Here is a 13,254-nt window from a genome sequence, read left to right as displayed (position 1 = left end):
TATGACTGACCATTTAAAAGACGACATCGACCCGCAAGAAACGCGCGAGTGGCTTGAAGCCCTCGAGGTCGTGTTGGAAGAAGACGGCGCCGAGCGCGGCCATTTCTTACTCGAATCACTCATTGAAAAGGCTCGTCGTAGCGGTGCGTATCTGCCGTACAACGCCACGACAGCGTACCTAAACACTATCCCTGCTAGCCAAGAGCCAACCATGCCGGGTGACCGCTCAATTGAAGCGCGGGTGCGTGCTGCAATTCGTTGGAACGCATTGGCGATGGTTCTGCGCGGTTCGAAAAAAGACCTCGAATTAGGTGGTCACATTTCAAGTTTTGCTTCGTCAGCCATGCTGTACGATGTAGGTTTTAACCACTTTTTCCGCGCGCCGACTGACCAAGACGGTGGTGACTACCTTTACGTTCAAGGCCATGTCTCGCCGGGCATTTATGCACGTGCATACCTTGAAGGGCGCATCAGCGAAGAGCAATTGAATAACTTCCGTCAAGAAGTAGACGGCAAAGGTGTGCCTTCGTATCCGCACCCACATTTAATGCCTGATTTTTGGCAGTTCCCAACTGTATCGATGGGCCTTGGCCCCATTCAGGCAATTTATCAGGCACGCTACCTGAAGTATTTAACCGACCGCGGCATTAAAGACTGTTCAAACCAACGTGTGTATTGCTTCTTGGGTGATGGCGAAGTGGATGAGCCAGAAAGCTTAGGTGCTATTGGCTTGGCAACGCGCGAAGGCTTAGACAACTTAACCTTTATTGTAAACTGTAACTTGCAGCGTTTAGATGGCCCGGTACGTGGTAACGGCAAAATCATTCAAGAGCTGGAAGGTACATTCCGTGGCGCAGGCTGGGAAGTTATCAAGGTAATTTGGGGTCGCTACTGGGATCCATTGCTGTACCGTGATACCGAAGGCAAGCTTGCTGAAATTATGCAAAACAGCGTTGACGGCGAATACCAGAACTACAAAGCGAAGGGCGGTGCCTATACCCGTGAGCACTTCTTCGGCAAAACTGAAGAAACCAAAGCGATGGTTTCAAACCTGACCGACGAAGACATCTGGCGCTTAAACCGCGGTGGCCATGACCCAATGAAAGTTTACGCGGCATATCATAAAGCCGTGAACACCAAAGGCCGCCCACAGGTCATCCTTGCTAAAACCGTTAAGGGTTATGGCATGGGCACAGCTGGTGAAGGTAAAAACATTGCGCACCAAGTGAAGAAGATGGACATGGAGGCAATTAAGCACTTCCGTGACCGCTTTAACATTCCGATTAAAGACAGCGAACTTGAAGATATTCCATTGTACAAGTTCCCGGACGACAGCGAAGAAATGAAGTACATGCGCGAGCGCCGTGAAGCGCTTGGCGGCTTCATGCCGAAACGTCTACCGAAAACCGACGTTGAGTTAGAAATTCCGTCACTAAAAGCATTCGAAGCTGTAACCAAAGGCTCGGGCGATCGTGAAATCTCTAGCACCATGGCGTTTGTACGTGTTCTTACTGCGCTGTTGAAAGACAAGAAGATTGGCCAACGTATTGTGCCAATCATTCCAGACGAAGCCCGTACGTTCGGTATGGAAGGCTTGTTCCGTCAAGTGGGTATTTACTCCAGCCAAGGCCAGAAGTACGAACCACAAGACGCAGATCAGGTTGCCTACTACCGCGAAGATACCAAGGGCCAAGTACTGCAAGAAGGTATCAATGAGCTCGGCGCCATGGCGTCATGGGTTGCAGCAGCTACCAGCTACTCAACCAACAACGAGCCGATGATTCCGTTCTACATCTATTACTCCATGTTCGGTTTCCAACGTGTGGGTGACTTAGTATGGGCTGCCGGTGATAGCCAAGCACGTGGCTTCTTAGTTGGCGGTACTGCAGGGCGAACCACGCTCAACGGTGAAGGTTTACAACACCAAGACGGCAGCAGCCACATCTTGTTCAATACCGTGCCGAACTGTATTACGTACGACCCAACCTATGGCTACGAAGTCGCGGTTATCGTGCAAGACGGTTTACGCCGCATGTATGGTGAACAAGAGAATGTGTTCTATTACCTGACCGTTATGAACGAGAACTACAAACAGCCGGAAATGCCAGAAGGCGTTGAAGAAGGCATTGTTAAAGGTATTTACGAGTTCGAAACAGTAAAAGCCTCAGGTAAAGCGAAAGGCGAAGTGCAACTGGTCGGCTCTGGCACCATTTTGGAGCAGGTACGTGCTGCTGCGAAATTGCTGGCAGACGACTTTAGCATTACTGCAAAAGTTTACAGCGCGACGTCGTTTAACGAATTGGCCCGTGACGGCTATGACGTTGAACGCCATAACATGCTGCACCCAGCTAAGAAGCAAAAAACTGCTTATGTAACCAAAGTATTTGAAAAAGCCAAAGGCCCAACTATTGCGGCAACGGATTACATGAAGCAATACGCGGATCAAATCCGTGCATGGGTGCCAACACCTTATCGTGTATTGGGTACGGATGGCTTCGGTCGTTCAGACAGCCGTGAAAACTTACGCCGTCATTTTGAGGTGAATCCACAGTACATTGTTGTTGCTGCTCTTACTGAGCTGGCGAAGGCGGGCGATATTGATGCCAAAGTCGTTGAAAAAGCGATCAAGGAATACGGCATCGATACCAACAAAATCAACCCACTGTACGCGTAAGCAACGGGAGCGGAGGCAAGCATGGCAGATTTAAAAGAAGTAAAAGCCCCCGATGTGGGCGGTGATGAAGTTGAAGTCATAGAAATCTTGGTGAGCAAAGGCGACAGCCTAGAAGCCGAAGACTCACTGATCACAGTTGAAAGCGACAAAGCATCGATGGACATCCCAGCACCGTTTGCCGGTGTTGTGGCTGAACTGAAGGTGAAAGTCGGCGACAAAATCAAAGAAGGCGACCTGCTGGCAATGTTCGAAGCGGCAGCAGAGTCGGGGTCTGACACCGCGCAAGCGGAGTCTGACTCCCAATCTAACAGCGGCGAAGCCGCTGACAAAGATGCTGAAAAAGTAAGTCAGGGGTCAGGCACGGCTGACGCCAAGCCAGACCCCGATCAGGGTAGTGACGAGAGCAGCTCTGCACCGGCATCGAAGAAAGTGATTGAAGTTAACGTGCCGGACATTGGCGAAGACGGTGAAGTTGATGTTATCGAAGTGCTGGTAAAAGAAGGCGATGAAATCAACGCAGAAGACGGCCTCATCACGCTTGAAACCGACAAAGCAACCATGGACGTGCCAAGCCCAGAAGCGGGTGTGGTTAAGTCTGTAGAAGTAAAAGTTGGCGACAAAGTGAAGCAAGGCTCGCTCGTCATAAAACTCGAAACCTCAGCCAAATCGGGATCTGATACCGCGGAAGCGGAGTCTGAGCCCCAATCTCACAGCGGCAAAGCCGATGACAGCGATGCTGAGAAAGCAGCAAGCAGCGATGCTAAAAAGGCCGCTGACAGCGACTCAGAAAAAGCTGATCGTAAGCCGCCGGTGCCCGATCACCCGCTGGACAAAAAGTCAAAAGCCGAAGGTTTGGCTTATGCATCACCTGCAGTGCGCCGTTTGGCGAATGAGTTCGGCGTTGATTTGAACAAAGTCAAAGGTTCGGGCCGCAAAGAACGTATTCTTAAAGAAGACGTGCAAGAATTCGTGAAATATGAACTGTCACGCCCGAAAGCGAACGCATCTAGCGGTGTTGCACAAGGTGAAGGCGGTCTACAAGTCATTGCGCCACCGAAAGTTGATTTCAGCAAGTTTGGTGAAATTGAAGAAGTGCCATTAACGCGCATTCAGAAAATTTCCGGACCAAACCTGCATCGCAACTGGGTAACTATCCCGCACGTGACGCAGTTTGATGAAGCTGATATCACTGAGCTGGAAGCATTCCGCAAGCAAGAAAACGAACTGCAGGCGAAAAAGAAAGATGGTGTGAAAATCACCCCGTTGGTTTTCATCATGAAAGCCGTTGCCAAAGCAATGCGCGAGTACCCAGTATTTAACTCGTCATTGGCACCGGATGGCGAACACTTGATCATGAAAAAATACGTGCACATCGGTATCGCGGTGGACACGCCAAATGGTCTGGTCGTGCCGGTTATCCGTGATGTCGACAAAAAGGGCATCTATGAGCTGTCTGACGAGCTACTCGAAATTAGTGCGAAAGCACGTGACGGCAAGCTCAAGGCGCAGGACATGCAAGGCGGTTGCTTCTCAATTTCTAGCCTTGGTGGTATCGGTGGTACTGCGTTTACGCCAATTGTAAACGCGCCGGATGTTGCCATCTTAGGTGTATCGAAAAGCGAAATGAAACCGAAGTGGAATGGCAAAGACTTTGATCCACGCCTGATGTTGCCACTCAGCCTGAGCTATGATCACCGTGTGATTGACGGTGCCGTTGCAGCGCGTTTCAGTGTCTACCTGAGCGCCGTGCTGTCGGATATTCGTAAATTGGTTCTATAAATTAAACAAATTGTGCAGGGGCTGTTATAATCAGCCCCACGTTTTTACCGGATTCAGATGAGGTTGTTATGAGCAAAGAAGTGAAGGCACAAGTAGTCGTTCTTGGTGGCGGCCCAGGTGGTTACTCAGCAGCATTCCGTGCTGCAGACTTAGGTTTAGAAACCGTATTGGTTGAGCGCTATAGCACCTTAGGTGGTGTTTGCTTGAACGTCGGCTGTATCCCTTCAAAAGCCTTGTTGCACATTGCCAAGCACATTGAAGATGCGAAGCACATGGGCGCAGAAGGCGTTGAATTCGGCAAGCCAAAAATCGACCTCGACAAAATCCGTACGCACAAAGAAAAAGTCATTGGTCAATTGACTGGTGGCCTAGGCCAAATGTCGAAAATGCGCAAAGTAAAAGTTGTGAATGGCGTGGGCGAATTTGCCAGCGACAAACAGCTCAAAGTGAAAGACGCGGACGGTAACGAAACGGTTATTAACTTCGAGCACGCGATTATCGCAGCGGGTTCACAATCAATTAAATTGCCATTTGTCCCGCATGACGACGAGCGCATCTGGGACTCTACCGACGCACTCGAACTGCCATTCGTACCGGGCCGTATGCTGATTCTAGGCGGCGGTATCATTGGTTTGGAAATGGGCTGTGTGTACAGCGCGTTAGGCGCGAAAGTTGACGTGGTTGAAATGACCGAGCAACTGATTCCGCCAGCAGACAAAGACATCATTAAGTCGTTCACCAAGTCAATTTCTAAGAAATTCGACAACATCATGCTGAACACTAAAGCGGCTAAAGTTGAAGCCAAGAAAGACGGCATTCACGTAACTTTCGAAGGCGACAAAGCGCCTGAGAAACCAGTGAAGTATGACGCCGTATTGGTTGCTGTTGGTCGTGCACCAAACGGTGACAAAGTAGGTGCTGAAAACGCGGGCGTAAAAGTAACTGACCGTGGCTTCATTGAAGTAGACAACCAACTGCGCACCAACGTGAAGAACATCTTCGCAATCGGCGACTTAGTGGGTCAGCCAATGCTGGCGCACAAAGCTGTTCACGAAGGCCACGTTGCCGCCGAAGTTATTGCGGGCAAGAAACACTTCTTTGATCCGAAAGTTATTCCTTCAATTGCTTACACCGACCCTGAAGTTGCATGGGCTGGCTTAACCGAGAAAGAAGCGAAAGAGCAAGGCGTTGAGTACGAAGCAGCAGTATTCCCATGGTCAGCTTCTGGCCGTGCTATTGCACAAGGTGCTACAGACGGCTTTACCAAGTTGTTGTTTGATAAGAACAACCGCATCATTGGTGGCGCAATCGTTGGTTCTAACGCTGGTGAGCTATTGGGCGAAATCTGCTTGGCCATTGAAATGGGCTGTGATGCAGAAGACATCGCATTAACCATTCATGCGCACCCAACCTTGCATGAATCAGTTGGCCTTGCCGCTGAAGTATTCGAAGGCTCAATTACTGACCTTCCGAACAAAAAAGCGAAAAAGTAACGGCTGCCGATTCGGCAGTTGGTTAACATTTTGCGACAAAAAAGCCCGCGGATGCGATGCATCTGCGGGCTTTTCTATTGTGCATCTTAGTGGCTTGGCTTATGGTAGAAAGGTTAACTGAAATCCACTGTGAATAACGACGGAGGCATTTATGGCCAACGAAGGGTACCACGAGCCGTTCGAGCTATTGTCGGAAGAAACCCGCGATATGCACCGAGCTATTGTGTCACTAATGGAAGAATTGGAAGCAGTCGATTGGTATAACCAACGTATCGATGTGTGTAAGGACGATGAGTTAAGAAAAATTCTTATTCACAATCGCGACGAAGAAAAAGAGCACGCAGCCATGACCCTAGAATGGATTCGGCGCCGTGACAAAGTTTTTGATGAAGAGCTTAAAGAATACCTATTCACCGAAGAAGTAATAGGTCACTAAAACAAACGGGGAAATTATGAACAAAGTCAGTACCATTGCGCTAAGTGTAGCGTTAGCATTAGGTGTAGCTGCATGCTCGCCACAGCAATCAGAACAACAACAAACACAGCAAGAACAGCCTCAGAAGCAATTAACGTCAGGTTTGAACCTTGAAGCGTTCAATACCGATGTGCGTCCACAAGACGATTTGTTCCAATATGTTAATGGTACTTGGTATGACAATGCCGAAATGCCAGCTGATAAGTCACGCATTGGTTCATTCTTAGAGTTGCGTGAAGAAAACCAGGAACGCTTGCGTAAAATTATTGAGGAAGCTTCAGCTAAAGCGGCTGAAGAGGGTAGCAATGCACAAAAAATCGGTGACTTTTTCAATAGCTATATGGACGTTGAGAAGCTGAATAGCTTGGGGTACACCCCGATTGCAGCTGATTTGCAAGCAACCGCACAAGTGAGTACTCACGCTGAAGCAGCGGCGCGCATGGCAGAATTAACCAAGCTTGGTGTAAGTTCGCCGTTTGGTTTTTACGTGTACCCAGATGCAAAAGACCCAGAAATCAATGCGATGTACATGTCGCAATCTGGTTTAGGTTTGCCTGATCGCGACTATTACCTGAAAGACGACGAAAAGTTCGTAGAAATTCGTAAGCAATATCAATCATATATCGCCGATGTGCTTGCGTTGGTTGATTATGAGCAAGCCGAAGAAGCTGCCGCTGCGATACTCGACTTAGAAACCAAGCTTGCCGAAGCGCAGTGGAGCCGAGTAGAGAGCCGCAACGCAGACAAAACCTATAACAAAAAGTCGTTGGCAGAATTAGCGACCATGTTTGATGCATTTGACTTTGAAACTTGGGCTGAAACCACAGGTGCCAATGTAGCAAGTGACATTATTGTGCGTCAGCCAAGCTACTTTGAGACGTTTGGTGAAATGTTTGACGAAGTCAGCGTGGATACGTGGAAACACTACATGACGTTGAAAACTGTTGATCGTTTTGCCTCAGCACTTACCGAAGAAATCAACGACCGTCGCTTTGATTTTTATGGCCAAGTATTGCGTGGCACACCAGAGCAAGAGCCGCGTTGGAAGCGCGGTGTTGATGCAACCGACAACGCCTTAGGCGAAGTGTTGGGTCAACTTTACGTTGCAGAATATTTTCCTCCAGCGGCAAAAGCGCGTATGGAAGAATTGGTTGATAATCTGATTGTTGCTTATGGTGACTCAATCAAAGATCTAGAGTGGATGACCGAGGAAACCAAGCAAAAAGCGCTGGAAAAACTTAGCAAATTCACCCCGTACATAGGCTATCCAAGCGAATGGCGTGACTATTCAGGTTTAGTGGTTTCTGCGGATGACTTGGTTGGTAACTACAAGCGCTCATATGCGTTTGATTATCAAGAAAACATCGGCAAAATTGGTCAGCCAGTTAAAGAAGAAGACTGGGGCATGACGCCGCAAACGGTCAACGCTTACTACAGCCCTGTGCGTAATGAAATTGTATTCCCAGCAGGTATCTTGCAGCCGCCATTTTTCGACATGAATGCCGAAGACGCTGTGAACTACGGCGGTATCGGTGCGGTAATTGGTCATGAATTAGGCCATGGCTTCGATGACCAAGGCTCTAAATATGATGGTGATGGCAATCTTAGCAGCTGGTGGACAGACTCAGACCGTGAAGCATTTGATGCACGTGGCTCAATGCTTGCAGCTCAGTACGATAGCTATGAAGTTATTCCAGACACCTTTATCAATGGTAAATTAACTTTAGGTGAAAACATTGGTGATTTAGCTGGTTTAACCATTGCGTATCGCGCTTATCAAACGTCGTTAAATGGCGAAGAATCACCGGTCATGGACGGCTACACTGGCGAGCAGCGTGTATTTTTAGGCTGGGCGCAAGTGTGGAAAACTAAAGCACGTGACGAATATGTTCGTAACCAAGTATTAAGTGACCCGCACTCGCCAGCTGATTATCGCGTTAACGGCACTGTGGTTAACATTCCCGCGTTTTACGAAGCATTTGACGTAAAACCAGGTGATGACTTGTACTTGCCACCGGAACAGCGTGTAACTATCTGGTAATTGCACCAGAGATAGGTTTATAATCAAAACCATGAACACATTGTTGAAGCTGATGATTATCGTAAGTTTGTTGCTGGCCCCGTTTTCGGGACCAGCGCAAGCTGCTGCGCTGTCGTCAGCCTCAATGATGTCTCATCATGCCATGATGGACACGGCAACCTCGGATAGCCAGCAGCACGACTGCTGTGAGCAGCCGGCAGTTGAAGCAACCACCATGCATCAAAGTTGTGACAATAGCTGTAGTGATTGTCAGCACCATTGCAGCTCGTCAGCGGGGGCATTAGTTGCTCGTTTTGCTGTCGACGCTTTATACCATCCAATTACCCTGTGGCCATCTGTAAATGCGCTGCTGCTAACTCGTAGCGAAACATCGCTGCGTCCCCCGATGTCTGCTTAGTTAACACGTTTCGTTTTGCGAACCATGCGGGTTCGTGTGTTGTGATAACTAACTGGCAGAAATCTTATGAATTACATTCGTTCTATTATTGTACTGATACTTTGCGTGATCGTGGCTATTCCGACGCTTAGTGCGCAAGAATTTGAGCTAAACCATGAACACGAAGCAAGCACCGAATATGTGTGCCCCATGCATAGTCATATTGTCAGTGATGAGCCTGGCACCTGCCCAATTTGTGGTATGGACCTAGAGCCGCGTCAGCGGGTGCAAGAAAGCGATGTTAAAGTCAGCGCGCAAATGCAGCAAAACCTCGGCATTCGCACAACCACGGCCGAAGTCACCACACTATGGCGCTACTACCCAACCATTGCCAGCGTGCAGTGGAATGACAACGCACGCCACCATCTGCATACACGAGCTTCGGGCTGGATTGAACGCTTGCATGTACGTAGTGAAGGCCAGCGGGTGCAGCAGGGAGACCCAGTTTACGAAATTTACAGCCGTGAACTGGTTGTAGCGCAACAAGACTTGTTGCAGGCGTTAAGCAGCGCATCGGCAAATCCACGCTTGTTGCGTGACGCTAAGCTGCGTTTAGAGTTGCTTGGGTTTGCCAAGCCATTAATTGCGCAACTGGAAAAATCAAAAGAAATTATCTATCGCGTACCTGTATTCGCTCCACACAGTGGCGTGGTAACAGAGCTTAATGTGGCGGAAGGCATGTACATTGAGCCTGGCCTGGCAGTCATGACCTTAACCGGCGATGACAGCTATTGGCTCATCGCCGATGTACCTGAGCGCTACAGCGATTGGCTCAGTACTGGTGCGCCCGTTGATGTGACTTTGCCGCAAGCAGGGCTGAACAAACACGAAACAACCATCGACTACATTTATCCAGAACTTGATACCCAAGCGCGCACCCAGCGGGTAAGAATCAAGATGCCAGACAGCAAAGTGGGTACTAACTTACTGGTTGGCATGCAAGCCGAAGTGGAACTCTACGGTGGGCCAAAACGCGATGCCCTAACGGTGCCGCTAAGCAGTTTAATGATTACCGGCACTACGAACCGAGTGATGGTAAAAACCGACGACAATAGCTTTGTCCAGCGTGACGTGCATGTTGGTCTGGTGGTCGGTGACCAAGCTGAAATTCTGCACGGTTTAGAAGCCGGAGAGCAAGTTGTTGTGGCAGGTCAATTCTTGCTTGATTCAGAGGCGACGCTCATCAACAGCCGTATGCAGAATCCACAAGCACAGGAGGCCACTGATGCTCACGCAAATCATTAATGCCTCATTGCGTAACCGCATACTGGTCATTATTGCGGCCGTATTAGCGGCTTGGTTTGGTTGGCGTGCCATGACCAGCACGCCACTTGACGCTATTCCTGACCTTTCCGATGTGCAGGTGATTGTTAAAACCAGTTATCCAGGGCAGGCACCGCAATTGGTGGAAGAACAGGTCACCTGGCCGCTCGCCAACGTCATGCTGGCCGTACCGGGGGCCGCTGAGGTGCGTGGCTATTCGTTTTTTGGTGACTCCTATTTATATATCCTGTTTGAAGACGGTACCGATATCTATTGGGCCCGCAGTCGTGTGTTGGAATACCTGAGTCAAGCACAAGAGCGCTTACCGCAGGGCGTTACGCCCGAACTTGGTCCCGACGCGAGTGGCGTGGGTTGGGTATTTCAGTATGTATTAACCGATAGCACTGGGCAGCATGACTTAGGGCAGCTCACCAGTTTGCAAAATTGGTTCTTAAAGCAAGAGCTACAAAGTGTAAGTGGCGTGTCGGAAATTGCCACTGTTGGCGGTATGGTGCAGGCCTATCAAGTGGTTATTGAGCCCGCGCGATTGCAAACCTATGGCTTAACTTTAGGCGCCATACGTGAAGCAATTCAGGCTGCTAACGCCGAAGTGGGCGGCGGCATCGTTGAAATGGCAGAAGCCGAATATATGGTACGCGGTACCGGTTACCTGCAGTCACTTGAAGACTTACGTAAATTACCATTGAATGTACGCAGTGCAACCGGCACCGCGATTACCTTAGATGACGTAGCCACCGTGCGACGTGGTCCGGTAAGTCGACGTGGTATTGCTGAATTTAATGGTGAAGGTGAAGTGGTGGGCGGTATTGTTGTAATGCGCCACGGCGAAAATGCCTTAGCCACAATTGAGCGGGTGCGCGACAAACTCAAAACCTTGCAGCAAGGCTTGCCTGAAGGCGTTGAAATAACGCCGGTGTATGACCGTTCGCAACTCATCCACCGCGCCGTTGATAACCTAACCACCAAGCTGGTTGAAGAAATGGCGTTTGTGGCATTGGTCACCATTCTCTTTTTACTGCATATTCGTTCCGCGTTGGTGGCAATTATCACCTTGCCTTTGGCGGTGTTAATCAGTTTTATCGTTATGCGTTGGCTGGGGATTAACGCCAACATAATGAGCTTAGGTGGGATCGCTATTGCCATTGGTGCATTGGTTGATGCGGCCATTGTGATGGTGGAAAATGCCCACAAACACTTGGAGCGCTACCGTGAACAGCATGGCGCGCCGCCGCAGGGCGCTGAGCACTGGCAAGTCATTGCCAAAGCCACCGGTGAAGTGGGGCCAGCATTATTTCTATCGTTGCTGATTATTACGCTGAGCTTTATTCCAGTTTTTGCATTAGAGCAACAAGAAGGGCGTTTGTTTGCCCCGTTGGCGTACACCAAAACCTTTGCCATGGCGGCGGCAGCATTACTGTCGATTACCTTGGTGCCGGTATTGATGGGCTATTTTGTACGCGGGAAAATCATTAGCGAACACCGTAACCCAATCACGCGCTTGTTGGTTGCAGTGTACCGGCCGCTACTGAATGTCGTGCTCAATTGGCCAAAATTCACCTTGGTATTTGCAGTGATTGCAGCAGTGAGCGCTTACTACCCACTGAGTAAGCTGGGCAGCGAGTTTATGCCTGCCATGCAAGAGGGCGATTTGCTGTACATGCCAACCACCATGCCGGGTGTTAGTCCTGCCGCGGTCGGCAAGCTGCTGCAGCAAACAGACCGGTTAATCAAACAAGTGCCCGAGGTTGATACGGTATTTGGCAAATCCGGCCGTGCTGAAACGGCCACAGACCCAGCACCATTGACCATGCTGGAAACCACCATTCAGTTAAAGCCTCAAGACCAATGGCGTGAAGGCATCACCATTACCGATATTATCGCCGAACTTGATGCAACGGTGCAGGTTCCGGGTATTACCAATGCGTGGGTCCAGCCAATTAAAACCCGTATCGATATGCTTTCCACCGGACTTAAAACGCCGTTAGGGTTGAAGATTGCAGGGCCTGATCTGAAAGAAATACAGCGTATCGGCGCTGAACTTGAACAGGTACTGCAGAATGTGCCTGGTGTGAGTTCGGTTTTTGCTGAACGCCCAGCCAGTGGCCGCTATATCGAAATACGGCCGCAACTGGACAAAGCGGCGCGTTACGGCCTCACCCAAGCTGATATTCAAACTGCAATACAATTTGGTATCGGCGGCGCGACCATTGCAGAAACCGTTGAAGGTACAGAACGCTACCCAATCACATTGCGCTATCCGCGTGCCGAGCGAGACCACGTTGAACGTTTGAAAACCATGCCATTGGTAAGCAAAGACGGCGCGTGGGTTACCCTTGAACAGGTTGCTGATATTCGTGTGACCATGGGGCCGGCAATGATTCGTAGTGAAAACGCACGACCTACCGGCTGGGTATTCGTAGATGTCGCGGCAGATGTACCCGTTGGTGATGTATTGACCGCTGCCCAACCTATCGTGAATGCGTACCAACTTCCACCGCGCTACAGCGTTAGCTGGTCAGGGCAATACGAGTCCATGCAACGCGTAAAAGCCAAGTTGCAAGAGGTGGTGCCGGTTACCTTAGCGGTTATCCTGATTCTGTTGTATTTCACCTTCCGCTCCTTCAAACAAGCGGTTCTGATCATGGCGACACTGCCACTCGCATTGGCGGGTAGCTTATGGTTTATCTGGTTGCTCGGGTTTAACCTGTCCATCGCTGTGGTGGTGGGCATGATAGCCCTGGCAGGTGTTGCTGCTGAGTTTGGCGTGGTGATGTTGTTGTACTTGAACAACGCGTGGCACGAGCGTACCGAGCGTACCCGCACCAGCTTGCATGATGCCATTATGGAAGGTGCGGTGCAGCGCGTGCGACCGAAAGCAATGACGGTAATAACCATTATCGCCGGCCTATTGCCGATTATGCTTACTGAGGGCACCGGTAGTGAAGTGATGCAACGCATAGCAGCACCCATGATTGGTGGTATGGTGGCTGCGCCGCTATTAAGTTTGTTTGTGTTACCGGCGGTCTATTGGCTGTATTGGCAACGCAAAGTTAAGGCCGTTTAAATGAGTAG

8 protein-coding genes are annotated in these 13,254 nt (G+C 49.7%); all 8 read left to right on the top strand.

The window, feature by feature from the left end; translation table 11 throughout:
- The first annotated feature begins 1 nt into the window (after position 1).
- The 8 genes from aceE to ACN0UY_RS06045 all read left to right on the top strand — a co-directional run bounded on the left by aceE (position 2) and on the right by ACN0UY_RS06045 (position 13,246).
- Positions 2 to 2,674 carry a pyruvate dehydrogenase (acetyl-transferring), homodimeric type gene (aceE, locus tag ACN0UY_RS06080; RefSeq protein WP_417665799.1) on the top strand — a complete coding sequence of 891 codons (2,673 nt, stop codon included), beginning with the start codon at positions 2 to 4 and terminating at the stop codon, positions 2,672 to 2,674.
- Positions 2,675 to 2,695: 21 nt separating this feature from the next.
- Positions 2,696 to 4,453 carry a dihydrolipoyllysine-residue acetyltransferase gene (gene aceF, locus ACN0UY_RS06075; protein ID WP_417665798.1) on the top strand — a complete coding sequence of 586 codons (1,758 nt, stop codon included), beginning with the start codon at positions 2,696 to 2,698 and terminating at the stop codon, positions 4,451 to 4,453.
- Positions 4,454 to 4,521: 68 nt separating this feature from the next.
- Positions 4,522 to 5,946, top strand: coding sequence for a dihydrolipoyl dehydrogenase (gene lpdA / locus ACN0UY_RS06070; RefSeq protein ID WP_417665797.1), 1,425 nt, complete (start codon positions 4,522 to 4,524; stop codon positions 5,944 to 5,946).
- A gap of 151 nt (positions 5,947 to 6,097) precedes the next feature.
- The gene (locus ACN0UY_RS06065; RefSeq protein ID WP_128352116.1) at positions 6,098 to 6,382 is read left to right on the top strand and encodes an encapsulin-associated ferritin-like protein; all 285 of its coding nucleotides are present in this window, start codon (positions 6,098 to 6,100) and stop codon (positions 6,380 to 6,382) included.
- 16 nt (positions 6,383 to 6,398) lie between these two features.
- Positions 6,399 to 8,462, top strand: coding sequence for a M13 family metallopeptidase (locus ACN0UY_RS06060; RefSeq protein WP_417665796.1), 2,064 nt, complete (start codon positions 6,399 to 6,401; stop codon positions 8,460 to 8,462).
- 31 nt (positions 8,463 to 8,493) lie between these two features.
- Positions 8,494 to 8,859, top strand: a complete 366-nt coding sequence (locus tag ACN0UY_RS06055; RefSeq protein WP_417665795.1) for a hypothetical protein — start codon at positions 8,494 to 8,496, stop codon at positions 8,857 to 8,859.
- A gap of 66 nt (positions 8,860 to 8,925) precedes the next feature.
- Positions 8,926 to 10,143, top strand: a complete 1,218-nt coding sequence (locus ACN0UY_RS06050) for an efflux RND transporter periplasmic adaptor subunit (protein ID WP_417665794.1) — start codon at positions 8,926 to 8,928, stop codon at positions 10,141 to 10,143.
- Positions 10,124 to 13,246 (top strand): efflux RND transporter permease subunit, encoded by a 3,123-nt coding sequence (locus tag ACN0UY_RS06045; RefSeq protein WP_417665793.1) that lies wholly within the window; start codon positions 10,124 to 10,126, stop codon positions 13,244 to 13,246. The genes ACN0UY_RS06050 and ACN0UY_RS06045 overlap by 20 nt, the downstream gene beginning before the upstream one ends.
- Positions 13,247 to 13,254: the final 8 nt, after the last annotated feature.

It is taken from the genome of Pseudidiomarina sp., from assembly GCF_048268165.1.
GTDB lineage: Bacteria > Pseudomonadota > Gammaproteobacteria > Enterobacterales > Alteromonadaceae > Pseudidiomarina.
The sequence above is the reverse complement of the archived record's forward strand: the minus strand, read 5'-3'. Positions and strand labels throughout refer to the sequence as shown.

Coding starts and splice junctions, on each gene's coding strand:
- ACN0UY_RS06060 (WP_417665796.1), top strand. CDS start 6,399: ATGAACAAAGTCAGTACCATTGCGCTAAGTGTAGCGTTAGCATTAGGT.
- ACN0UY_RS06050 (WP_417665794.1), top strand. CDS start 8,926: ATGAATTACATTCGTTCTATTATTGTACTGATACTTTGCGTGATCGTG.
- lpdA (WP_417665797.1), top strand. CDS start 4,522: ATGAGCAAAGAAGTGAAGGCACAAGTAGTCGTTCTTGGTGGCGGCCCA.
- aceE (WP_417665799.1), top strand. CDS start 2: ATGACTGACCATTTAAAAGACGACATCGACCCGCAAGAAACGCGCGAG.
- ACN0UY_RS06065 (WP_128352116.1), top strand. CDS start 6,098: ATGGCCAACGAAGGGTACCACGAGCCGTTCGAGCTATTGTCGGAAGAA.
- ACN0UY_RS06055 (WP_417665795.1), top strand. CDS start 8,494: ATGAACACATTGTTGAAGCTGATGATTATCGTAAGTTTGTTGCTGGCC.
- aceF (WP_417665798.1), top strand. CDS start 2,696: ATGGCAGATTTAAAAGAAGTAAAAGCCCCCGATGTGGGCGGTGATGAA.
- ACN0UY_RS06045 (WP_417665793.1), top strand. CDS start 10,124: ATGCTCACGCAAATCATTAATGCCTCATTGCGTAACCGCATACTGGTC.